Source organism: Afipia sp. MLSD5-FHT05B12 (assembly GCF_058793355.1).
In genome coordinates, this window is the sequence record NZ_JBXAFS010000014.1 from 15,851 (window position 1) to 39,712 (window position 23,862).

The following is a 23,862-nucleotide window of genomic DNA, read 5'->3' on the forward strand; positions in this document are numbered from 1 at the left end:
AGTAGGCGTAGCAGATGCGCTCCGCCTCAGCCATATTCAAGGAAACCATGCCGGTCATTCCGGCAGCGCGGCAAGGAAACCAGCGATGGCCGGAAAGAAGAAAAAGAGCGACACTGCGGATAGGGGCAAGCGGAAAGAACGCCCGGATCCCACCAGGAATGCGCCGTTCAAGGTTAATCCCGATAGCAGTGACTTCGTGACGCCCAGAAATGACCCCAGCGAAGACGAACTGAAAGAACAGGAAGACCGCAGATCCTGACGGCGGCTTGAAGGCTTCGGCGCGTCCGGTCACATCACAGGCCGCTCAGATCCGTAGGGACGTTGCCAAAGGTTCTCAGCACCATGGCGTCCTTGAAGTCGCCCGTCATCGGGTCGCCAGAGCGTGTGAAGGCAACCGCGCCAACTATTCCGGCGCTCCGCGACAGCGTTTCGGCGCGCCGAATCGCCGTAGACGGGCTTTGGAATTCTTCGGCGGTTCCAGTCACGACGGACCCTTCATCGTCCTCGCTGAACGGAAGGGCAACATAGTAGGAAATATCGGCCATCTGATTTTTCCACCGGTGATGAATGCATAGATTGTTCTCTTTCTGTTCCCATGTCAATTGGCGTTGGTGATACCTGGATTTTTAAACCTTGGTGGCGAATTCCACAGCCTGAACAAGGATGCCCGGTCGCACTTGACCCACATCCACCCGCCACCTACACACCGCGACACGTGAGCGCGTAGCTCAGGCGGTAGAGCACGTGACTTTTAATCATGGGGTCGAGGGTTCGAGTCCCTCCGCGCTCACCATGGTGCCCTGTCAAACCGCGTCCTTGCGGTTACAATCAGCTGAGATTCGCATTGCTGCGGGTAGCCAAACCGCGGGTTGCTAGCTGCAAAGAGGGCAAACGAGAATGTACTTCGTCGCCGGTATCCTGGTTGCCCTGTCCGGGCTCTTCTACGCTGCCGATCACGGTCAGATCGGTAGCCTTGGAAAAACCATGTGCAACTACGGGGAAATGTTCTGCCGGCATCCCGTCTACGTCTTGGTAGGGGCGGGAATAGCCGCGGCATGGGGCGCATTCGTCAGCATCAAATAAGCCGACGACATTCGCCTCCGTCACGCCCTGGTCGCGCACGCCTACGAGCCGCGTCCAGGCAATCAGTTGATATCCGAACGGACATCCGACGTGACCGGCTGTTGAACCGTCATGTTCGTCGGTGTTGTTTCTTGGCGAAGACCAATCAACTCAGCCGCGCGCACTGTCGACGAACTCCAGAAGCCGAAGGCGTTGATCCGCGAGTTCTCGAGGATAGCGATCGCGACGGCCGACAGGAACGGCAGGCTCTGAAGTACAAGCACGCCGGCGAAGATGTTGATTTCGCGAACTTCCTTCTGGTTGAACGCGACCAGCACGATGGCGCCGACGATCAGGAGGACGCCGATCACGGCCTCCCAGAACGCCTGGAATTCCACCGACATCCGCGACAAACCGCCCTTGGAGGTGCGTGCGAACGGGAGATGGTCGGTGATCAGGCCATTGGCGACGGCGCGCGAAACAGTCCACTGCACCGACATCGCCGCAACCATTGCGCCCAGCATCTGGCCGACCTTCACGGGCACGCGCAGTCTGTAGAGCGTCAGGAAGTGCGCCAGCGACACAACGAACGCTGCGATAATCGGCAGGGTCAGGATCTTGTCGGGAATGGCGATATCGGCGAACGAGACGATCGGCACCCAGATCAGGTTGAGGATCGCAACGACCACGCCGAGGCTTTCAGCGCCGAGCCAGTTCAGCCAGCCGAGCGCGAACTCGCGCTTTTGGTCAGGCGAAAGCCGGCTCGCATTGGGCAGGAACCGCCGCCAGTGCTTCTTGACGATCTGGAAGCCGCCATAGGCCCAGCGGTGACGCTGCTTCTTGAAGGCTTCGTAGGTGTCCGGCAGCAGGCCGTAGCCGTAGCGCCGGTTGGTGTAGTGCGTGACCCAGCCGTGTTCGATGATGGCAAGGCCCAGATCGGTATCCTCGCAGATCGTGTCGCCGGCCCAGCCGCCCGCCATGTCCATCGCCGCGCGGCGGATGAGGCACATCGTGCCATGGACGATGATGGCGTTGGCTTCATTCCGCTGCACCATGCCGATATCGAAAAAGCCGGCGTATTCGCCGTTCATGATGTAGTGCATCAGAGAGCGGTCGCCGTCGCGATGATCCTGCGGGGCCTGCACCAGGCCAACGCGCGGGTCGGCGAAAGCCGGGACCAGATCCTTGAGCCAATCCGGTGTGACGACGTAGTCGGCGTCGATGATGCCGATGATTTCGGCGTCCGCGGCGGTGCGCGCCATTGCAATCTTGAGCGCGCCGGCCTTGAAGCCTTCGACCTTCTCCGCGTTGATGAAAATGAACCGCTCGCCGAGCGCGCGGCAGTGATCCTGGATCGGCTGCCAGAAGGTCGGGTCGGGCGTATTGTTGATGATCACCACGCATTCGAAATTGGGATAGTCGAGCCGGGACACCGCATCGAGCGTCAGTTTCAGCATCTCCGGCGGTTCGAAATACGCCGGGATGTGAATAGAGACCTTCGGCGCGTAGCCTTTGGACAGCGAGGGCACGGCCTCCGAGATAAGGCGCACCGGCTTGCGTCCGAATGCGATGGTCGCAATCTCCTCGATCCGTGCCATTGCGATCAGGACCAGCGGCACCAGCAGGATGAGGCCCAGTGTCAGCGCGAAGGCCGACCCGAAGACGAAGTAGTGCGTGTTCCAGTAGGCGAACACGGTTGCGAACCATGCGCCGACGCCGTTTGCCACAGCGGCCAGCATGATGGATTGCATAACCGTCGGATGCGCCAGACGCAGAATCGGCAGCGACAGCAAAACACCGACCAGCAGGGCGATGCTCGCTATCTTCCAATAGTCCGGATCGGCAATGGGACCGGTCCATGCGAACTTTGGTTCGCGTGATGCATTAAGAACACCCCAATAAGGTCCAACGCCACCTTCGAAAAACTTCCATGGCTGATCAATCGCTTCGACGATGTTGTAGTCCATCCCGACGGCTTCGGCGCGCGTCACGAAGTTGCGCAGGACGGCGGCCTGTTCGAAGGGGCCGGGGTTGGCGTTCTTGAGGTTGTAGCCGGCGCTCGGCCAGCCGAATTCGGCGATTACCACCCGTTTTCCGGGAAAGGTGTCGCGTAACAAGCCGTAGATATACATGGCCTGATCGACGGCCTGCTTGTCGGTGAAGTTTTCCCAGTACGGCAGAATATGCGCGGCGATGAAATCGACCGCTGACGCCAACTGTGGATTGTCGCGCCAGATGTTCCAGATTTCGCCAGTTGTAACAGGAACATTGGTCTGCTTCTTGACGCGTTGAATTAATTCGATGAGGTCGTCAACCTTCTGTTCACCGCGGTAGATGGTTTCGTTGCCGACAACGATACCAATGACGTTGCTGTTTCGTTTTGCGAGTTCGAGGGCGGCTGCGATTTCGCGTTCGTTTCGCTCGGCGTTCTTGTCGATCCAGGCGCCGACCGTGACCTTAAGGCCGAATTCGGCAGCAATCGGGGGAACCAGCTCAACTCCGCCTGTGGATGAATACAGGCGGATGGCCTTGGTCATCGTCGCGAGCTTCTTGAGGTCCGCGCGGATTTTTTCCTTGTTCGGAATGTTGTCGACGTCGGGATGCCCCGCGCCTTCGAACGGGGCGTAGGACAGGCTGGGCAGCATTCCGTTGAAGTCGGGTGCCTTCTGCTCATCCCGCAGGAGGCCCCAGATGGCCGCGTGGATCGCAGTAACGCAGAAGAGGACAGCAACGATGGCGCGCATCAAGGAAAACCATACGGGGCCAAACGTGGCAGGATCGCGAACCTGTCCCCTCGGTCCGGCAGCGTTAATGGCAGCTTATCCATGCTGCGCGGCTTAACAACTCATATGGCGACATGGCCTTTTGAGGGCGCAGCCGAAAACCCAATGAACATGGGGCAGATTCGTTCCTGTTCCGCCAGCGATTTGGCATCTACTTGGCAGGTGCCGCCGGAGTGGGCGCCGCCGCAGGTGCCGGCGGTGTTGCTGCCGCAGGGGCTGCCGCTGGCGACTGCGGCGCTGCAGCGGCTTGCGGCTGGGCGGCAGGATTAATCCAGCACGCATGCACACGGCCGTTGAGTGTCTCGGCGACCTTGGGGTCAATCGTGGCACCGAACCGCACGACACAGCGGAAAGTGGCCTGGATGTGCCCGCCGGGGCAGCCGAAGCGCTCGTATAGGTCCAAATGACGGAAGGCTGTATCGAGGTCGTCGCGCCACATCAGCCCGACCACCCGCCGTCCAAGCCAGACGCATTCAGGGTTTCCGGCGGGGCCATTGATTGCCTGGGCCGCCTCGACGAATTCGTCGGCCTTGCGCTTGCTTTCCTTGGCTGCGTCGGCCGGAGCCGCCTGTTTGGGGGCCGTGTCCTGGGCCCGGAGGTCGCCGCTTTGAGCGATTGCGGCCCCGATGCCGACAAACAAAGCAAGGGCCGGAACGGCGACTCGCTGAAAAACCGTAACTCGAAACCCGGTACGTACCCGAAGCATGAAATCCCCGATTTATGGCGTGCAGACGACCGCGCGCCGCGCCCACACAGATGCCTTGCTAATGCGGCGGAAGATTGCCTCTACCGCAACTGCCTGATTCACATGAAGGACATTTGTGTTTTTGTCCAGCAAGGCGGAAGTTTGATACCCCCGTAATGAAGGTGTGCGACGAGAAGACCGGGGGTAGCCGTGGACAGGGGTCTTGGCAGACCGGCGGTGACCGGTTATCGACGTGCCTCCTTGGAGGACGGAACCCATTTCCCTTCGCACGCCGCTGGCCCTTCTGGCCATATCCCTGAGCGCTATTGCCGCAGTTTGGTGGTGGTTGGCCACGCCGATCGTATTGGCGCGCGCCCCAATCGACCCTGCCGCGAAGCTTGAGTGCGTGTCCTATGCACCGTTCCGCGGGGCTCAAAACCCGCTCCAGCCTGGGCTGGTTATCGCGCCGGATCAAATGGCGCAGGACCTGGCGCAACTGGCCAAGGTCACCGATTGCATCCGCACCTATTCGGTCGGCAACGGTCTCGAACGAGTTCCGGAGCTTGCTCAAAAAGCCGGACTCAAGGTGATGCTCGGGATCTGGATCGGCACCAACCGGATCGACAACCGCGCGCAGATGGAAACAGCCATCGCGCTCGCCAAGAAGTATCCCGGCGTCATCAGCGCCGTTATCGTTGGCAACGAGGTGCTTCTGCGCGGCGAGATGACCGCAGCGGATCTGACGGCGAATATCCGCTACGTGAAATCAAAAGTCGGCGCTCTTCAGGTCACCTATGCCGATGTCTGGGAGTTCTGGCTCAAGAACCGCGACGTCTATGACGCTGTCGACTTCGTCACAATTCACATTCTCCCGTATTGGGAGGACTTCCCGATTCGCGCCCGCTATGCAGCGAACCATGTCGACGCGATCCGCAAACGGATGGCGGTTGCTTTTCCGAACAAGGAAATCCTGATCGGCGAAACCGGCTGGCCGAGTGCGGGCCGCATGCGCGAGGGCGCGCTGCCGTCGCGGGCTAATCAGGCCCGGGTGGTCTCCGAAATCCTCCAGCTTGCCCGTCAGGAAAAGTTCCGGGTCAATCTGATCGAGGCCTATGACCAGCCCTGGAAGCGGATGTGGGAGGGCACTGTTGGAGGCCACTGGGGCCTGTTCGACGCCGATGGCGCACGTGACCTGAAATACCCCGCGGGCGAACCGATCACCAACTTCCCGCGTGCAAAGATCTATGCCGGCGCTGGCATGATTTTCTCGGTGCTCGTCTTTGGCGTGGCGCTGCTGACGCTGCGCCGCAGGCCCTGGTCACCGCGCTTGAGTTCATGGGTTACGGTCGCGATCTGTGCCACCGCCGGCGGCGCGCTTCTCGGTGTGGCTTACGACAAGCTAATCGTCGAAAGTCTCGGCATCGGCGGCTGGACTGTCGGTATCTTGCTATTCGGCGCTGCCGTGCTGTCGCCGCTGGTCGTCGCCAACACGGTGATGTACGGACGCAGTCTTCCGACGTTCACGGAGCTTGTCGGGCCGCGGGAGTACCGCACGAACTCGCGCATGCAGACCATTCTCGGAATCGTGCTGCTGATCGTCACGGTGATCGCTACTCAGACCGCGCTTGGATTCGTGTTCGATCCTCGCTACCGCGATTTCCAGTTCGCGGCATTGACCATGGCCGTTGTGCCGTTCGTGCTGCTGACTGCGCTCAACAGGCCAGCAAAAGGTACGCGCCCGATTGCCGAATCCGTGTTTGCGGGCGCTCTTGCGCTCTCCGCGGTCTATATCGGATTCAACGAGGGACCGGCGAATTGGCAGTCGCTATGGACCTGCGGATTGTATCTGCTTCTGGCGCTTACGCTGTCGCGGGCGCGGGTCGCGAAAATCCCAGAATAAGCAGCGCGATCGCGACGCCCGACAGGCCGATATTGTAGAGTACGATCCCGAAACATGCGGCGATCAGCCCGGCGGTGAGGGTGACGATCGATGGCCGGATGAAGTGCAGGGTCGCAATGACCAGCGCGACTATTCCGAACACATAGTTCTTGAACAGATAGGTCATCGTCAGCCGCGTCTTGCACAGCATCGTCTGCAGACCAGCCTCGCACTCGAGCCGAACCTGTGCAAACTCGACGGCCATGTAACGCAGATAGAGCGCGTACCCGATGGTGAGAAATCCCACGATCAGAATCCATTGCACTTGATAGGGAGTCAGTCTGAACGGCTCTTTTTTCATGCGCCGAATATGGTTCGGAATGGATTGCGATACAACCCGGACGACACAAAGTTGAGTGGTTATCTGTTACCGAAGAAAGAGCTGAAGGCCGATGTCTTGGGCCGATCTTCAATCGGCTCGCTGCGCTGTTTGCTCCGGCGTTTTGAGCGATGAACCGGACCTTCAGATTTCTTCGCCTCCGGGTGCTTTTCGCTGGTCATGCTGAGCCGCTGCCCTTCATACAGAGCCGTTTCGCAGGGCCGGTTGCTCTCGGTGAGTACGCCCGCACAGACTTTCGCAGCTTCCGCGGCATCTGACAGCGGTCCCGCAACGAGCCGCAGTTGCATTCCCAAACCGTCGTGGCGTTCCTTCACCACGATGATTGGTTGCAGCGATGCGAGCTGTTGCGAATTGCCCTTGATCGCACCGCGCCACACTGCGCGCAGGCCTTCGACCGAATTGGCGCCGCCGAGATCGACGCCGAATTCGGTTTTGCGCACGATAGCCGCCGACGTCATGTCAGCCGGAGCGGCTTCCTGCGGTGCGATAGCCGCAGTCACGGTCGGGGCCGGAGGTTGATCGGTCGAGGACGTTTCGGCTTTCTGCTCGGCCGGTTTGGCGGGCGGAGATGATGCGGCGGGTGCTGTGGCGACCGGTGCGATCTTGGGAAGCTGCGCCGCAGGTTCGGCTTTCGCCTCGGCTGGTTTGACCGGCCCGATGGGATCTGGCTCGGCAGCCTGCGGGGCAGTCGCCAGTGCAGGAACTGCCGCCGCAGGCGACGCCGATGTCGTTGCGGGCGGTGGAGTTGCCGCAGGCCGCGCCAGCGCGCCGGTCACTGAGTCCAATCCCTGTTCGAGCACGGTCACGCGCGCGTACAGGCGGTCGCGGTCGCTGTTGAGCGTATCGACCGCAGCGGAAAGCTCGCGCGCCTTGTTCTGGCTTTCCTTTGCGATCCACTGAACCTGCTGGGATTGTCGTGCAAGTTCGGCGGACGCCATTTGATCGCGGTTAATGGCTGCCGGCGACCTTGTCGCGAGGATCGCAACGATCAGTGCTCCGACCGAACCTACGCCCCAGGACGCCAGACGCCACATCGAACGCCCGTCGAACTCATCCTCCTCCGCGAGAAAGCGATTGATCCAGCCGGCACCGTCGTCCTCGGTCAGATCATCGCGGAATTGGTTGCCATCCTTGGTCATGGGACTGTCGGGCCCTCCCGCGGCCCTGCGAATCACTGTGTAAAGATTAACAGAAGCGGGAGGCCGTGCGCGCGGTGGGAACGTCCAAAATGCTTTTGTCGCCCGGCGCTCTCGGGTAAGACCACGCTGACGCGCACCCGCACGCTGCACAGGAAAGAGCATGAGCGGTAGATCTACTCTTACGATCGTACTTGCAGCCGGCGAAGGCACGCGAATGCGTTCCAGCCTGCCCAAGGTGCTGCATGCAGTGGCGGGACGACCGCTGATTACCCATGTGCTTGGGGCTGCGCCGGCCGGTAAAAGCGACGCGGTTGCTGTGGTGGTCGGGCCCGATCATCAGGCGGTGATCGGTGAGATCAAGCGGTCGCGCCCCGAGGCCAAAACCTTCGTGCAGCGTGAGCGGCTCGGTACGGCTCATGCGGTGCTGGCGGCCCGTGAAGCTATTGCGGCTGGCGCGGACGATCTCCTCATTGCATTCGGCGACACACCGCTGATCGACGCCAGGACGTTCGAGCGCATGCGCGCGGCGCTGAAAGACGGCGCGGCGCTGGCGGTGCTGGGATTCCGGGCCGCCGATCCCACAGGTTACGGGCGGCTGCTGGAAAACAACGGACAGCTTGTGGCGATCCGCGAACACGCGGATGCCAGCGAGGCGGAACGCACTGTGACGCTGTGCAATGCAGGCGTTATGGCGTTCGCGGGCAAGACCGCGCTGCAAATTCTCGATCGCATCGGCAATGGCAACAGCAAGGGCGAGTACTATCTAACGGATGCGGTGGCGATCGTGCGCGATCTTGGCTTGCGGGCGGTGGTCATCGAAACCAGCGAGGATGAAGTGCGCGGAATCAACACCAAGGCCCAGCTTGCCGAAGCCGAACAGGTGATGCAGCGCAGGCTGCGGCAGGCCGCGCTCGATGCCGGCGTGACGCTGATCGCGCCGGAAACGGTTTTTCTGTCGGCGGATACGGTGTTCGGCAAGGACGTGACCATCGAGCCATTTGTTGTCATTGGCCCGGGCGTTACGATCGACGATGGCGCGGTAATCCATTCGTTCTCGAACATCGTCGGCGCCCGCATCGGCAAAGGCGCATCCATCGGTCCTTATGCGCGGCTGCGGCCGGGCACCGTGCTGGGCGAGGGCGTCCGCATCGGAAACTTCGTGGAGACGAAGGCCGCCGATCTGGAAGCGGGCGTAAAGGTCAATCACCTGACCTATATCGGCGACACCCATATCGGCGAGAATGCCAACATCGGCGCGGGCACGATTACCTGTAATTACGATGGCTTCGACAAGCACCGCACCGAGATCGGCGCGGGGGCTTTTGTCGGGTCGAATTCGTCGCTTGTGGCCCCGGTCAAGATCGGCGCGGGCGCCTATGTCGGCTCGGGATCGGTGATCAGCAAGGACGTCCCGGACGATGCACTCGTGGTGGAGCGCAGCCCGGTCTCGCTCCGCGAAGGCTGGGCAAAGCGATTCCGCGACATGAAAATGCTCAATCGGAAACCGAAAAGCCCGAAGTAAGGCGCTGCCTTCTATCTTACTGGTTTCGTTAACGGTTTACCCTGTCTCAATCCGCAACAATTGTTGAGGCCGGATTGTGTTATTCCCAGTGTCCTGAATCCGAAGTTCGCGTCATTTTGCAGCACGCTCCGGAGCGAACTTAGGATTCAATGGGACACTGGTAAATATAGTTCCAGTGTGGTTTTGGTTCGCAAGGCCGCAACGGGATGTGCTGCAAGCAGGCTGCGGCCTTGCGAACCACCACACTGAGTACATAAGGCCGCATTGGGGCGGCTGGAGACATCGAACCGCATGTGCGGAATTGTAGGAATTCTCGGACGGGGACCGGTCGCAGAGCAACTGGTCGACTCTCTCAAGCGGCTGGAATATCGAGGATACGATTCCGCCGGCGTCGCCACGCTGGAGGGCGTGCTGCTCGATCGCCGCCGCGCGAAGGGCAAGCTGAAGAATCTCGAAGCGGTGTTGAAATCATCGCCGCTTGAGGGACACATCGGCATAGGACATACGCGCTGGGCCACCCACGGCAAGCCGACCGAGAACAACGCGCATCCGCATGCGACCGACAATGTCGCCGTGGTTCACAACGGCATCATCGAAAATTTTCGCGATCTCCGCGCGCAGCTCGAAGCACAGGGCGCGAAGTTTTCCAGCGAGACCGACACCGAGGTCGTCGCTCATCTCGTGAACTCCTATCTTGCCAAGGGCCTGTCGCCGACGGACGCCGTGAAAGCGACGCTGCCTCAATTGCATGGCGCGTTCGCGCTGGCCTTCATCTTCAAGGGTGAAGAAAATCTGATGATCGGGGCGCGCAAAGGTTCGCCGCTTGCGGTCGGCTATGGCGATGGCGAAATGTATCTCGGCTCCGACGCCATCGCGCTCGGACCTTTCACCGACACCATCAGCTATCTCGATGACGGCGACTGGGTCGTTCTCTCGCGTGGCGATGCGACTGTATATGACGACAAGAACGCCGTGGTCGAGCGCGAGATCGTCAAGCACAACGCCGCGACATCGCTGGTGGACAAGGCGAACTATCGTCACTTCATGGCGAAGGAAATTCACGAGCAGCCCGAAGTCGTCGGTCATACGCTGGCGCATTACGTCGACATGGCCACCGAGAAAGTGTCCATGCCTGTCAAGCTGCCGTTTGATTTCTCGACGGTTCAGCGCGTCTCGATCACGGCCTGTGGCACCGCAAGCTATGCCGGGTTCGTTGCCAAATACTGGTTTGAGCGTCTTGCACGGCTGCCGGTAGAACTCGATGTCGCCTCGGAGTTTCGTTACCGCGAAGCGCCGCTGCGCAAGGGAGATCTCGCGATCTTTATTTCGCAGTCCGGTGAAACCGCCGATACGCTGGCGGCGCTGCGCTACGCCAAGTCGCAGGGTCTTCACACCATCTCGATCGTCAACGTGCCGACGTCTACCATTGCGCGCGAAAGCGAGACCGCGCTGCCGACGCTGGCCGGACCCGAAATCGGCGTCGCCTCGACCAAGGCTTTCACCTGTCAGCTTGCCGCGCTTGCGTCGCTGGTGGTCGCCGCGGGCAGGGCGCGCGGCGAACTCTCCGAGACCGATGAAACAAAACTGGTCCACGCATTGATCGAGGTCCCGCGCCTGATGACGCAGGCGCTCGCCCTCGAACCGCAGATCGAGAAGCTCGCCCGCGATATCGCCAAGAGCCAGGACGTGCTCTATCTCGGCCGCGGCACCAACTATCCGTTGGCGCTGGAAGGCGCGCTGAAGCTCAAGGAAATCTCGTATATCCACGCCGAAGGCTACGCTGCGGGCGAACTCAAGCACGGCCCGATCGCGCTGATCGACGAGAAAATGCCCGTGGTGGTGATTGCGCCTTACGATCGTGTGTTCGAGAAGACGGTCTCGAACATGCAGGAAGTTGCGGCGCGGGGCGGCCGGATCATCCTGATGACCGACGCGCAGGGGGCCAAGGAAGCCACCGTCGACTCGCTCGTCACCATCATCCTGCCCGACATGCCAGCCACGGTGACGCCGATGGTGTATGCGATTCCGGTGCAGTTGCTGGCCTATCACACCGCCGTTGTGATGGGCACCGACGTCGACCAGCCGCGGAACCTCGCCAAATCTGTGACCGTTGAGTAAGGCGCGGGCAGACAAACGGTCGCAGCGTGGGCAGTTTGCAATCGGAAAAGTCTGATACAGTGGTGTCGCAATGATTTGCGATGGTGTTCCCGCGCGTATTCCGCAAAAGCGGGCGCCGGTTTTGCGATCAGAATACGCGCTGATTTAGTGGTTCGCTTGAGGATGATTTTGGCTCGCCGATGAATGAGACCACGCCCAACATGATACCGGGAGGCCTGCCGCCCGTGCCGCCGCCGGACGCGCCGCGCGGAGCGATGGCGCGGTTGCGCAACTACTTCCTGACCGGCCTGATCATTGCCGGTCCCATCGCGATCACGATCTACCTGATCTGGTGGTTCGTGACCTGGGTCGACGGCATCGTGCGCCCGTTCGTGCCGGTCGCCTATCGTCCCGAAACCTATCTGCCGTTCGGTCTGCCGGGTTACGGCCTGATCGTCGCTTTCTTTGCGCTGACATTCCTTGGCTTCCTCGCTGCCAACCTGATCGGGCGAACGCTGGTCGAATTCGGCGAGGGGCTGCTCGGCCGCATGCCTGTGGTGCGCGCGATCTATCGCGGCCTCAAGCAGGTCTTCGAGACGCTGTTCTCTGGCAACGGATCGAGCTTCCGCAAGGTCGGTCTGGTGGAGTTCCCGTCGCCGGGCATGTGGTCGATTGTGCTGATTTCTCAGCCGCCGAGCGTGGAGATCGCCACCAAACTTCCGCAGGACGACGAGTTCATCTCGGTGTTCCTGCCATGCGCGCCGAATCCGACCACCGGCTTTTTCTTCTATGTTCCGAAGTCCAAACTTATCGAAGTCGATATGAGTACCGATGCCGCTGCGACATTGATCATGTCGGCGGGCGTGGTGCAGCCGGGCAGCGACGCGCAGAAGAAAGTCAACGCGCTGGCCGAGATGGCCAATGCCGCGCGCGTCGCGACGGCGTCGCAGACGCCCGATGCGGCGAAGGCGGAGTAGTTCCCCGTCAATCCGGACAAGGCGCTGGCGCGTTGATCCGGAATCTCGATGAATTCTGCAAGATGCCGGGTTCGCGCTTCGCGCGCCCCGGAATGACGGCGATTTAATCTGAATTCACCCCGCACCGATCAGCGGCAACGCTTCGTCGCGCTCATACAGATAGAGCAGGCAGCGCAATGCTTCGCCGCGCTCGCCCTTGAGCTTCGGATTGTCCTGCATGATCCGCACCGCCTCGTCTTGGGCCTGCGCGATGAGTTGCGCATGCACCTCGGGCCGCGCGATGCGATAGCCGGGCAGGCCGCTCTGGCGGGTGCCGAGCACTTCACCTTCGCCGCGCAAGCGCAGATCTTCTTCCGCGATGCGGAAGCCATCGGTGGTTTCGCGGATGACTTTCAGCCGCGCAGTCGACATTTCGGTGAGTGGCTCACTGTAGAGCAGCAGGCAGGTCGAGGCTTCGGAGCCGCGCCCGATGCGGCCGCGTAACTGGTGCAATTGCGCGAGGCCGAAGCGCTCGGCGTTCTCGATGACCATGATGGTGGCAGCGGGAACGTCGACGCCGACTTCGACCACTGTGGTCGCCACCAGAAGTTGAATTTCGCCAGCGGCGAACTGCGCCATGACGCGATCCTTCTCGGCCCCCTTCATCTGGCCGTGAACGAGGCCGACCCGATCGCCGAAACGCTTTTGCAGAATTTCAAACCGCTTGGTTGCGTTGGTCAGATGCTCGATGCCTTCGGCCTCGGATTCCTCCACCAGCGGGCAGATCCAGTACACCAGCTTGCCGCCGTCGATGGCGCGTCCGATGCCATCGACAATCTCTCCGATGCGGCTGTTGGGAACAGCGCGGGTGTCGATCGGCTGGCGGCCTGCGGGCTTCTCGCGCAACTCCGAGATATCCATGTCGCCGAAGTAAGTGAGGACCAGCGTGCGTGGGATCGGTGTAGCGCTTAGCACCAGCACATCGACGGCATCGCCTTTCTCGGTCAGCGCCAGGCGTTCACGCACGCCGAAGCGGTGCTGCTCATCGACCACGGCAAGCGCCAGATCCTTGAAGATCACATCGTCCTGGATCAGCGCATGGGTGCCGACCAGGAGATCGATCTCGCCGTCCGCGAGTCCTGTGATGATCTCGCGGCGCTCCTTGCCTTTCTCGCGCCCGGTAAGAATCGCGACGCGCATCCCAGCGCGCTCCGCCAATGGAGCAATCGTCTTGATGTGCTGCCGCGCGAGAATTTCTGTCGGCGCCATCAGCGCCGCCTGCTTGCCGGTTTCCGCCACGGCGGCAGCGGCGAGCAGCGCCACGACGGTCTTGCCGGAGCCGACGTCGCCTTGCAGCAGACGGAGCATGCGGATCGGCTGGTTGAGATCGCTGGCGATGGCTTTCGCCGCTTCCTGCTGCGAATTCGTCAACGCGTAGGGCAAGGCATCGATGATCTTGTGGCGCAAGTGTCCGTCGCCGGCATTGCGCGCGCCTGCGGGACGGCGAAGCTGCGCGCGCACCAGCGCCAGCGCAAGCTGGCCTGCCAACAGTTCGTCGAATGCCAGCCGCGACCAGTAAGGATTCTGCGGCAGGATATCGGTGAGCTCGGTTGGTTCATGAACCCGGTGCAGGGCTTCGGCAACGGCCGGAAACTTGCAGCGCCGCAGCACCTCGGGACTGATCCATTCCGGCAGCTCAGGCAGCTTTTGCAGCGCCTGCGCCATGGCGCGGCGAATCGAGCCGATGGCGAGGCCTTCGGTTAGCGGATAGACCGTGTCGATCTGCGGCAGCTTGGCGAGGCCTTCCTTGTCCACCACGCGGTCGGGATGCACGATCTGGAGCGTACCGTCGAACATCTGCGCGGTGCCGGACACGAAACGCTTCTCGCCCTTCGGCAGCAGCTTCTCGATGTATTCCGGCTTGGCACGGAAGTAGGTGAGGACAACGTCGCCAGTCTCATCGCTTGCGTAAACCAGATGCGGCGCACGGGAGCGGCCCGGCGGCGCGGGACGATGGCGGTCGATGGTGACTTCCAGCGTCACTACGGTTCCGGGAACGGCGTCGCGAATGGTCGGCCTTGCGCGACGATCGATGACGTTTGTCGGCAGATGCAGCAGCAGGTCCACCAGCCGCGGCGTCTCGCTGCGGTCCAGCAGATAGCGAAACAGCTTGTCCTGCTTCGGCCCCACGCCTGTGAGGCTGGTGACGGGCGCGAACAGGGGATTGAGCAGGGACGGGCGCATTCAGAGAATCTATGATTGTTTCATTCGTCATGCCCGGCTTTATGCCGGGCATCCACGCCTTTTCTTTGCTTGACCGATCCGAAGACATGGATGGCCGGGCATAGGCGAGCGGAACGGCTGTGCCCGGCCATGACGCTGACGTATGACTGTACCAACAAGGAAAATGCTGACAGCACCTGTTCCGATAGCTATATCAGCCTTCCCGGCACGTCCGGGCTTTTTGCGTTGGAGAAAGTGCGGGACATGACGGGAACGACACGATCAAGCCACGGGCTCGACGACCGGCGAAAGCGGCTGCTGTTTCGCTGCTGGCATCGCGGCACGCGCGAGATGGATATGATCCTCGGGAGTTTCGCCGACGCCAGGATCGCCGATCTGAGCGATGGGGATGTTGCAGATCTCGAACGTCTGATTGAATTGCCCGATCCCGATCTTTATGCGGCATTCAGCGGCGCTCAGCCGCTTTCGCCGGATTATGCCAACGGTATCTTCTTGCGTATCAAGCAATTTCTCGACGCAGGCCAGCGGGCATGAAGACGTCGACGCGGTCGCCCGCGCTACTGCTTCGGGCCGGCCATGCGCTGACGCTGTCAAATGTCGCCGAGGGCGCGGAAGGCCTGGTCGTGTCGGACATGGCACGCGCGGTCGCGGCGAAGAAGGATGCGCCCGCGATCAGTCTTGCCGTGGTCTGCCGCGACGGTCCGCGCATGGCGCAACTGGCGCGCGCGCTGGAGTTCTTCGCGCCTGACCTGCCGGTGATGCAGTTTCCGGCATGGGACTGCCAGCCCTATGACCGCGTCTCCCCGCATGGCGGTATCCTGGCGCAGCGGCTGACCACGCTGGCCAAACTTTCACGCCTTCAGGGCAGCGAGAAGCCGCTGATCGTGCTGACCACGGTCAACGCCATCGTCCAGCGCGTCCCGGCGCGCGAGGTGGTCGCGGCGCAGGCGCTGTCGGTCGCGCCGGGTCATCGGGTGCCGATGAATAACATCGCAGGATGGCTCGAGCACAACGGCTACAACCGTGTCTCGACCGTGCGCGAGCCGGGCGAGTACGCCGTGCGCGGCGGTATTCTCGATCTGTTTCCGGCCGGGCTCGACCAGCCGGTGCGGTTCGACTTCTTCGGCGACACGCTGGAATCGATCCGCACATTCGATGCGGAATCCCAGCGCACGCTGCTCGACATGCGCGGGCTCGATCTCGTGCCGGTGTCGGAATTCCAGCTCGTCACCGAAACCATCAAGCGTTTCCGGATGGGGTATGTCGCGCAGTTCGGCGCGCCGGATCGTGACGACATGCTTTATGAAGCTGTCAGCGAGGGCCGCAAGCATCCCGGCATGGAGCATTGGCTGCCGCTGTTCCAGGAGCGGATGGACACGCTGTTCGACTATCTCGGCGCGGCGCCCATCGTGATGGAGCCGCTGGCGGAGGATGCCTCGCGCGAACGCTTCACCCAGATCAGCGACTACTATGAGGCGCGGCGCGAGGCGATGGATACCCCTGGCGGCGGCGCGATCTACAAGCCGTTGCCGCCGGACCGGTTGTACCTCACCGAGACCGAATGGACGCAGTTGCTGGCCGACAGTGCGCTGGCGCGGCTGACGCCGTTCGCGCTGCCTGAGGGCGAGGGGGTGATCGACGTCGACGCGCGGCAAGGGCGCGACTTCGCGCCGGAGCGTGGGGACACCAAGGTCAACGTCTTCGAAAGCGTCGTGGCGCATATCAATGGCCTGCAGGCCGCGCGCAAGAAGGTGGTCGTCGCGCTGTGGTCCGAAGGCTCGCGCGACCGTATGGCGAGCATGCTTAAGGACCACAAGCTGCTCAACACCACCAGCGTTAACAGTTGGCGCGCGGTGCAGGCCACGCCGCGCAACGAGACCATGTTGTCGGTGATTGGTCTCGAATCCGGTTTCGAGACCGAGACCATCGCGCTTATCACCGAGCAGGACATTCTCGGCGATCGTCTGGTGCGTCCGCGCAAGGCGAGCCGCAAGCTCGACAACTTCATTTCCGAAGTGACGTCGCTCTCGACCGGCGACGTTGTTGTCCATGTCGAGCACGGCATCGGGCGTTTCGTCGGCTTGCAGACGTTGCAGGTGGGCGGCGCTCCGCACGATTGTCTCGAACTGCACTACGCCAACGAGACCAAGCTGTTTCTGCCGGTCGAGAATATCGAACTGCTGTCGCGCTACGGCTCCGACCAGACCAATGTCGAACTGGACAAGTTAGGCGGCGGCGGATGGCAGGCCCGCAAGGCGAAGCTCAAGAACCGCATCCGCGAGATCGCGGGCGAACTGATCAAGATCGCAGCCGAGCGGCATATCCATGAGGCGCCGAAATTTCCAGTGCATCAGGGTACCTACGACGAATTCTGTGCGCGGTTTCCATATGAGGAGACCGAAGACCAGCTTGGCGCGATCAATTCCGCGCTGCATGACCTTGACGCCGGACGTCCGATGGATCGCCTGATCTGCGGCGACGTCGGCTTCGGCAAGACGGAAGTCGCGCTGCGCGCGGCGTTCGCCGTGGCGCTGGATGGCAAGCAGGTCGCAGTCGTGGTGCCGACCACGCTCTTGGCACGGCAGCACACCAAAACCTTTACCGAACGCTTCAAGGGCTTTCCCGTGAACGTGGCTCAAGCTTCGCGCCTTGTCGCGCCGAAGCAGATGACGCAGGTCAAGAAGGACCTCACCGGCGGCAAGATCGACATCATTGTCGGCACCCATGCGCTGCTCGGCAAGAGCATCAAGTTCAAGGATCTCGGGCTTTTGATTGTGGACGAGGAGCAGCACTTCGGCGTCTCCCACAAGGAGCGGCTGAAGCAGTTGCGCGCGGAAGTTCACGTCCTGACGCTGTCAGCGACGCCGATCCCGCGCACGCTACAACTGGCGCTGACCGGTGTCCGCGAACTCTCGATCATTGCATCGCCGCCGGTCGATCGCCTTGCGGTGCGCACATTTGTCGCGCCGCACGATCCGCTGATGATCCGCGAAGCCTTGCTGCGCGAACGCTATCGTGGCGGTCAGGCGTTCTATGTCGTCCCGCGCATCGAGTACCTCGCCGAGGTGAAGGACTTCCTCGACAAGCATGTGCCGGAGATGAAGGTTGCGGTCGCGCACGGCCAGATGCCGCCGACGGTGATCGAAGACATCATGTCCGCGTTCTATGACGGCAAGTATGACGTGCTGCTCTCGACCACGATCGTCGAGTCCGGCCTCGATATTCCGTCCGCCAATACCCTGATTGTGCATCGTGCCGACATGTTTGGCCTCGCGCAGCTCTATCAGTTGCGCGGACGCGTCGGTCGCTCAAAGCTGCGCGCCTATGCACTGTTCACGCTGCCGTCGACGCACAAGATCACCGCGCAGGCCGAACGCCGCCTGAAGGTGCTTCAGTCGCTGGACAACCTCGGCGCGGGCTTCCAGCTTGCGTCGCACGATCTCGATATTCGCGGTGCGGGCAATTTGCTCGGCGAAGAACAGTCGGGACACATCAAGGAAGTCGGTTTCGAACTGTATCAATCGATGCTGGAGGAGGCGATCCTGTCGCTCAAGGCCGGCATTTCCGAGCCGGTCGCGGATCGCTGGTCGCCGCAGATCACGCTGGGCATGCCGGTGCTTATTCCCGAAGACTACGTGGCCGATCTCTCGATCCGGCTGTCGCTGTACCGCCGTCTTGCGGATCTGGACACCGAGGACGAGATCGAGAACTTCGGCGCGGAGTTGCGTGACCGCTTCGGCCCGCTGCCGGATGAGGTGCGCTGGCTCTTCAAGATCGCGGCAATCAAGTCCTATTGCCGCCGCGCGAACATCGAGAAGGTCGACGCCGGGCCGAAGGGCGCGGTCATCACGTTCCGTGACAACTCATTCGCGCATCCGGATCGGCTCATGTTCTTCATCAGCCGCCATGGGAAGGCCGCAAAGGTCCGTCCGGATATGAAGGTTGTGTTCTTCCAGGAATGGGAGACTCCGGAGGAGCGCGTCGAGGGCACGACCACGATTCTGCGCGATCTCGCCAATCTGGCTGAGGGCAAGAAAGCGGCGTGAGATAGACGTAAGCCGATCAAGCCCAAGGAATTGGGTCATCATCCCCCGATGCCTTGAGTGGGCGATTCAAGGCGTTCACTACAAGGGATGTTCGATGCAGGCGATCCGTACCTTTTTCGACAACGGCAACGCCGATCGTCTGAATTTCCCAGATGCCTTTGCCCTGCGGTCTGAGATCGAGATAATCGCCGCGATTATAGGAAGCAAACGGTGATTGGCTGGGTGAAAAGACGTGAACCAGCGTTTTTGTATCAGCTTTGTAAACTTGAACGTCAAAAGCATCCATGGCGGACCCTCAAATTGTTCAACTCAATCCCTTGATTGAACAACGACGGAGAGCGCTTCGCAAGATGCGCAGTAGCACTCTTCGAATTATGACGCCACCCGATGCGCCTCGGTCTGAAGCCGCCGGAGAATAGCCGCCGCGCTGTCACCGGGTAGCAGCGTCGCCAGGGTAACTTGCGGATCGAGCCGCTGGTCGCGCTTGGTGCTGTACATCGTGTGTTTCAAGACACTCGTGAGCCGCCGCGCGATGGCGTGCGCGTTGCGCAGGTCGGTTTCGGCGAACACGACGACGATCGCGCCTTCCTCATCCAGCGTTGCGAAGTCCATCCGCCGCATCAGCCGGCTCAGTATGCGTGCCGCATCGAGGCGCATGCGTTCGGAGATCGAACCTTGCGCGAAGGTGATGCGTGCGGCGGACAATCCCGCGCCGCGCGTCTGGGTGTCGGTCACGGCGGTATCGAAATCGCGGCTGAAGGCGTCTTCGTTCAGCAATCCCGTGCGCGGATCGAGCAGCCCGCCGACATCGATCGATTTCAGCGCGCGGGCGATACGGGACTCGAATGCTTGTTGCCGGATCAGCGGAACAGCATGGGCCGCGACCGTGCGCGGATCGCTGTTGGAGATTTCGAGATTGGGCAAATCATAGTCAGCGCTCAGCCCCGATCCGCTTCCGACCAGAACGGGCAGATTACGGAACCGGGAATCTTCCGATAGCACAGTCAGGAAGGCATCCAGCACGCGCAGCGTGAAACCGTCGCCGATGATGATGCCATCGAGTTCGCGCGCATTGAGATGTTTGGCGGCGGCCTCGATGCTGAGCGCACCGACAACACCCATCTGTTCGCCGAGCGCGACCGACAGGGCAGGATAGCCCGCGCCGCGCCCAATCAGGAGAACAGTCGCGTCGTTGATCGGATCGCTCGTCGGCATGCGGGTAGAAGTAGAACGCTCGTTCGCAAGACGTCGCAGCAGAGTCACATGTAGGCCGCGCACACGCAGCGCGGCGTTGAGCCGGCTGACCAGCCGTTCGGCGTTGCGGCCGGCTTGTGTGAACGGGAGAACATTTTGTGGCAACACTGTGCCGGGGTCGACGGCCAGAACCGGCACGTAAGGATCGACCCGCGCCGCCTGGTTTGCCAGATTGGCCAGCGCGACCTCATGACCGTCGAGATCCGCGGCAAGTACCGCCGCCGGGCGCAGCCTTGCGATGGCGTCGGCCGTATCAGGCCAGCCGACATCCACCAGCGGAAACGTCTTCACCTGCGAAATCGCGTCGGCGAGAGTTCGGCCTTCCCGGTTTGAGACAGCGACGATCGGGCCTTGCTGCGACATGGTGTTAGTGACTCACAAGAAACGTGGAACAGCCGAACATATCGGCAACGCGGAGCCTAAACCGCGGCTGTTAATGGCAGGTCAATGTGATCGATGAAATGAGGGACTCAGGTTCCGCTGGAACGGTCGCGAAACGCGTCGACCATGAGCGGATTTAGTCCAAGTTCGCCAAGCGCTTCGCGCGCGCGGCGGTTGTCGCCGGCGCGTCCGGCCAGGCGGAAGCCGTTGAGTTGATCAGGCAATGCGGTCAGCATCGCGCCTGCCGCAAGCCGTTTCGCCCATGACTCGAGGTCCTGCGCGAGGAAGCGATAGCCGCCGACGCCGACAAGCCCGACAGGCGGTGCCGTGATGCCAATGGCTCCCGTCGTTCGATCGAGATGCGCAGAATATCCCGTATCGACGTAGTCGGGAGCGGCAGTCTCCACAAGAGACTCTCCCGGCGCTGGACGATAGGCCGCGACCGGCACCATCGCGCCGCGCAGCGCGAGCGTCGCCTTCGGTGTGACGATGATTTCGCCGATGGCTTTCGAACTTGCCGCACCGCGCGGTGCGCTGAACGATCCGGGCGTGATGGGCACGGGCGAACCATCCGCGAGACGGCGGGCGGCGAACAATCCGGCCTCGCCAAAAAGGTAAACGTCAGTGAGCGTCGTTCCGGTATCCTTCCAGTCATCGCTCGCCGTGACGCGGTCCGGCGTGCGCCACAGTCCGATAACATTCCTGATTGCGGCTTGAGGCCGTGCGAGAGTGCCGCTCTCCGCCAGTCGCTGTGCGAGCAGGGCAGGTACGATCAGCGTATCGTGATGCTCGTCGACGATCTGTTGTTCGAGGACCTGCAAATCCGCCGGATGATGCAGCGCCAGCGATCCGCCGCTCAGAAGCCAGGTGACCACCGACGACACGCAGCCCGCGAACGAGGCGGGCGCAATCGCGGACAACAGCCGCGCGCCCTGCGGGAGGCTGGCTTCGAGAAAAATCGCCAAGCCGCCGGAGATCAGTTGCAGATGGTTGCGCGGGATCGCGCGAAATCCGTCCGGCGTGATGTCGAACGTAATGATCGCCGGTCTACGCGCATCCGGCGGCGCGGGCGGCAGCCAGCCATTCATGCCACTCGTCGTGATTTCGAGCGGCGACATGCCTTCGGGCAGATCGTTGCCGAAGCCGAACACATGGCGGATCGAAAAGGCTTCAACGGCTGCGTTCAATGCCAGTTCGGCATGATCGACGATTTCGATGCGGCTGACGCCGACGATGGCCCGCGCACCGATCCTGTTCAGTGCGCCGGTTAGTTCCGACTGCCGCCAGAGCTGCGGCAGCAAGGCCGCCACCAGACCGGCACGAAGCGCCGCCAGCACCGTCAACGCGAACTCGATGGTGTTGGGCATCTGCAAGGCAATGATTGAGCCCGGCGGCAGCCCGGCTTCGACAAAGCGCGCGGCGATGGCGGAGACGGCCTGATCGGCCTGCGCAAAAGTCAGTTTTTGCGGGTTGGTGCCCGTAACGCGATGTTTGTTCGGCGGATCGATCAGCGCGACGGCGTCGGGCTGGCGCAGCACCGTGCGCCGGAACAGATCGTCGAGCGTCATCGGCGCACCGGCTGAGGTCGCTGCTGAGGTCGGCGCGGTCTGCAAGGTCTCGCTCACTGCGTTACTGCATTAATTTTGGCTTACGGCGTTTTTGTGCCCGGCTTGTACCACCACGTCTCCGGCAGATAGCCGGAGAGCGCATTGGCCTTTGGCCGTTCTATCCGATTCCACCGTGCGAGCCATTGCTGCTGAACATTATAAAGCGGGATAGCGTAGGAAGCTGAGATCAGCGCCCGGTCGAGGGCGCGGACGGCGGGCACGAAGCCGGATTGTTCGCGCGCCTCGAGCAGGGCTGCGATCATGGCATCGACGACTGGGGATTTTGCGCCCATGTAGTTACGTGTGCCCTGATTATCGGCAGCGGCGCTGCCCCAGTAGAACGCCTGCTCGTTGCCCGGCGACAGCGACTGGTCCCAGCGGTTCTGGATCATGTCGAAGTCAAAGGCGAGCCGGCGCTGGTCGAACTGTACGCCGTCTACCGCGCGCACCGATACGTCGATGCCAGCGCGCTTGAGGTCGCGGGCGTAGGCCAGCGCGATCCGCTCCTGATCGCGCGTGGTGACCAAAATCTCGAAGGTCAGCGGCTTGCGGCTGACCTTCTGCCGCAGCACCGTGCCGTCGAGCTGGTATCCGGCCTGCGCCAGTAACGCGAGCGCAGCGCGCAGCGATGCACGATCGCGGCCGGAAGCATCGGTGACCGGCAGGCGGTAGCTGCCGTCCATCACGTCGGGGCGAATACTGGCGGCATAGGGAGCGAGCAGCGTTTTCTCGCGTGCGTCCGCCGGACGGGTGTAAGCGGAGAGCTCCGAGCCTGCGAAGAAGCCCGCCGAGCGTCCGTACAGACCGAAGAAGTAATTGCGGTTGATCCACTCGAAATCGAACAGTAGCGTCAGCGCTTCGCGAACACGGATGTTCGCGAACACTGGCCGGCGCGTGTTGAACACCAGGTATTCGGACGGCTGCGGCGTGCCCGGCTTGACCGTGTCGCGCACCACTTCACCGCTGCGGGCCGCGGCGAAATCATAACCTTCGTGCCAGCGCAGCGGCTCGTTCTCAATGCGGAAATCGTAAAGACCGCGCTTGAAGGCTTCGAACGCGCCATTGGCTTCGCGGTAATAGTCCAGACGCACTTCGTCGAAATTCCACACGCCGCGGTTGATCGGCAGATTGCGGCCCCAATATTCCGGGGTGCGCGTCATCGTCACGCTTTGACCGGCACGGACGCCGGCGACGCGATAGGGACCTGAGCCGATCAGGCCGGTGAGGGAGGTCTCCTCGAAGGTCGCGACATCGATGGCGTGTTTCGGAAAGACCGGCATCAGGCCGAGGATCAGCGGCAATTCGCGGTCGTTGGCATTCGGAAAATCGAACCGCACCGTGCGCTCATCCAGCGCCTCGGCTTTTTCGACCTTGGCGTAGTACAGCCGATGATTAGGGCGGCCCTTGTCGCGCATCAATTGCCAGGAGAACAGCACATCCGCCGCCAGCACCGGCTTGCCGTCGGAGAACCGCGCCAGCGGATTGAGCCGGAACGTGACATAGGTCCGGTCGTTGTCGGTCTCGACGGTTTGCGCCAGCAGACCGTAGAGCGTGAAGGGCTCGTCGTGGCCCCGCGCCAACAGGCTTTCGGTCACGTAGCCGCGGACTTGCTGAACCGCGATACCTTTCACGATGAACGGATTGAGGCTGTCGAATGCGCCAAGGAGGCCGAAGATGATCCGGCCGCCCTTCGGGGCGTCGGGATTGGCGTAAGGCATGTGGGCGAAGTTCGCGGGCTGAGCAGGGACGCCATGCATGGCGATGCCGTGGGCCGGGACCATGTGGTGTCCCTGCTGGGCCATGGGTT

The 23,862-nt window shown here is 61.9% G+C and carries 18 protein-coding genes and 1 tRNA gene; 8 read left to right on the forward strand and 11 right to left on the reverse strand.

The genetic code is table 11. The features are described 5' to 3' along the window. Positions 1-85 precede the first annotated feature (85 nt). Complete coding sequence (locus AC1Q6J_RS17050; RefSeq protein ID WP_492280404.1) at positions 86-259, forward strand: hypothetical protein; 174 nt, start codon at positions 86-88, stop codon at positions 257-259. Between the two features lie 34 nt (positions 260-293). On the opposite strand, the gene AC1Q6J_RS17055 is transcribed toward AC1Q6J_RS17050, so the two are convergent. Beyond that, positions 294-545: a hypothetical protein gene (locus AC1Q6J_RS17055; protein ID WP_492280405.1), complete on the reverse strand. Its 252-nt coding sequence runs from the start codon at positions 543-545 to the stop codon at positions 294-296. Between the two features lie 172 nt (positions 546-717). Here AC1Q6J_RS17055 and AC1Q6J_RS17060 point away from each other — a divergent pair. After that, positions 718-793, forward strand: a tRNA-Lys gene (locus tag AC1Q6J_RS17060). A 35-nt stretch (positions 794-828) separates the two neighbouring features. Here the strand turns inward: AC1Q6J_RS17060 and AC1Q6J_RS17065 are convergent. The 3 genes from AC1Q6J_RS17065 to AC1Q6J_RS17075 all read right to left on the reverse strand — a co-directional run bounded on the left by AC1Q6J_RS17065 (position 829) and on the right by AC1Q6J_RS17075 (position 4,551). Beyond that, positions 829-1,122: a hypothetical protein gene (locus AC1Q6J_RS17065; protein WP_492280406.1), complete on the reverse strand. Its 294-nt coding sequence runs from the start codon at positions 1,120-1,122 to the stop codon at positions 829-831. 23 nt (positions 1,123-1,145) lie between these two features. Then, a complete protein-coding gene (locus tag AC1Q6J_RS17070; RefSeq protein ID WP_492280407.1) occupies positions 1,146-3,806 on the reverse strand; it encodes a glycosyltransferase in 2,661 nt (886 codons plus the stop codon). A 190-nt stretch (positions 3,807-3,996) separates the two neighbouring features. Further along, a complete protein-coding gene (locus AC1Q6J_RS17075) occupies positions 3,997-4,551 on the reverse strand; it encodes a beta-1-3, beta-1-6-glucan biosynthesis protein (protein WP_492280408.1) in 555 nt (184 codons plus the stop codon). Between the two features lie 385 nt (positions 4,552-4,936). Here AC1Q6J_RS17075 and AC1Q6J_RS17080 point away from each other — a divergent pair, with 385 nt between their 5' ends. Continuing rightward, a complete protein-coding gene (locus AC1Q6J_RS17080) occupies positions 4,937-6,430 on the forward strand; it encodes a glycoside hydrolase family 17 protein (RefSeq protein WP_492280409.1) in 1,494 nt (497 codons plus the stop codon). Here AC1Q6J_RS17080 and AC1Q6J_RS17085 read toward each other — a convergent pair. Both AC1Q6J_RS17085 and AC1Q6J_RS17090 read right to left on the reverse strand, forming a co-directional pair. Beyond that, complete coding sequence (locus tag AC1Q6J_RS17085; protein ID WP_492280410.1) at positions 6,390-6,770, reverse strand: hypothetical protein; 381 nt, start codon at positions 6,768-6,770, stop codon at positions 6,390-6,392. The two genes, AC1Q6J_RS17080 and AC1Q6J_RS17085, sit on opposite strands and share 41 nt — an antisense overlap. A 59-nt stretch (positions 6,771-6,829) precedes the next feature. Then, a complete protein-coding gene (locus AC1Q6J_RS17090) occupies positions 6,830-7,948 on the reverse strand; it encodes a hypothetical protein (protein ID WP_492280411.1) in 1,119 nt (372 codons plus the stop codon). A gap of 160 nt (positions 7,949-8,108) precedes the next feature. Between AC1Q6J_RS17090 and glmU the strand changes: the two genes are divergently transcribed. From glmU to AC1Q6J_RS17105, 3 genes are all read left to right on the forward strand, one after another. Then, entirely contained in the window at positions 8,109-9,470 is a 1,362-nt protein-coding gene (glmU, locus tag AC1Q6J_RS17095) for a bifunctional UDP-N-acetylglucosamine diphosphorylase/glucosamine-1-phosphate N-acetyltransferase GlmU (RefSeq protein ID WP_492280412.1), read from the forward strand. A 291-nt stretch (positions 9,471-9,761) separates the two neighbouring features. Next, the gene (gene glmS, locus AC1Q6J_RS17100) at positions 9,762-11,588 is read left to right on the forward strand and encodes a glutamine--fructose-6-phosphate transaminase (isomerizing) (RefSeq protein ID WP_492280413.1); all 1,827 of its coding nucleotides are present in this window, start codon (positions 9,762-9,764) and stop codon (positions 11,586-11,588) included. A gap of 179 nt (positions 11,589-11,767) precedes the next feature. After that, positions 11,768-12,544 carry a DUF502 domain-containing protein gene (locus AC1Q6J_RS17105; RefSeq protein ID WP_492280414.1) on the forward strand — a complete coding sequence of 259 codons (777 nt, stop codon included), beginning with the start codon at positions 11,768-11,770 and terminating at the stop codon, positions 12,542-12,544. A gap of 114 nt (positions 12,545-12,658) precedes the next feature. On the opposite strand, the gene recG is transcribed toward AC1Q6J_RS17105, so the two are convergent. After that, positions 12,659-14,767, reverse strand: a complete 2,109-nt coding sequence (recG, locus tag AC1Q6J_RS17110; RefSeq protein ID WP_492280415.1) for an ATP-dependent DNA helicase RecG — start codon at positions 14,765-14,767, stop codon at positions 12,659-12,661. 243 nt (positions 14,768-15,010) lie between these two features. Here recG and AC1Q6J_RS17115 point away from each other — a divergent pair, with 243 nt between their 5' ends. Continuing rightward, positions 15,011-15,301 (forward strand): FAD assembly factor SdhE, encoded by a 291-nt coding sequence (locus tag AC1Q6J_RS17115; protein ID WP_492280469.1) that lies wholly within the window; start codon positions 15,011-15,013, stop codon positions 15,299-15,301. Next, positions 15,298-18,813, forward strand: a complete 3,516-nt coding sequence (mfd, locus tag AC1Q6J_RS17120; RefSeq protein WP_492280416.1) for a transcription-repair coupling factor — start codon at positions 15,298-15,300, stop codon at positions 18,811-18,813. Before AC1Q6J_RS17115 ends, mfd begins: the two co-directional genes overlap by 4 nt. A gap of 16 nt (positions 18,814-18,829) precedes the next feature. Here mfd and AC1Q6J_RS17125 read toward each other — a convergent pair whose 3' ends face one another. From AC1Q6J_RS17125 to AC1Q6J_RS17140, 4 genes are all read right to left on the reverse strand, one after another. Continuing rightward, the gene (locus AC1Q6J_RS17125; RefSeq protein ID WP_492280417.1) at positions 18,830-19,099 is read right to left on the reverse strand and encodes a hypothetical protein; all 270 of its coding nucleotides are present in this window, start codon (positions 19,097-19,099) and stop codon (positions 18,830-18,832) included. 86 nt (positions 19,100-19,185) lie between these two features. Further along, positions 19,186-20,430 carry a GGDEF domain-containing protein gene (locus AC1Q6J_RS17130; RefSeq protein ID WP_492280418.1) on the reverse strand — a complete coding sequence of 415 codons (1,245 nt, stop codon included), beginning with the start codon at positions 20,428-20,430 and terminating at the stop codon, positions 19,186-19,188. Positions 20,431-20,537: 107 nt separating this feature from the next. Beyond that, positions 20,538-22,016 carry an AMP-binding protein gene (locus AC1Q6J_RS17135; RefSeq protein ID WP_492280470.1) on the reverse strand — a complete coding sequence of 493 codons (1,479 nt, stop codon included), beginning with the start codon at positions 22,014-22,016 and terminating at the stop codon, positions 20,538-20,540. A gap of 80 nt (positions 22,017-22,096) precedes the next feature. Then, entirely contained in the window at positions 22,097-23,857 is a 1,761-nt protein-coding gene (locus tag AC1Q6J_RS17140) for an extracellular solute-binding protein (RefSeq protein ID WP_492280419.1), read from the reverse strand. Between the last annotated feature and the right edge of the window lie 5 nt (positions 23,858-23,862).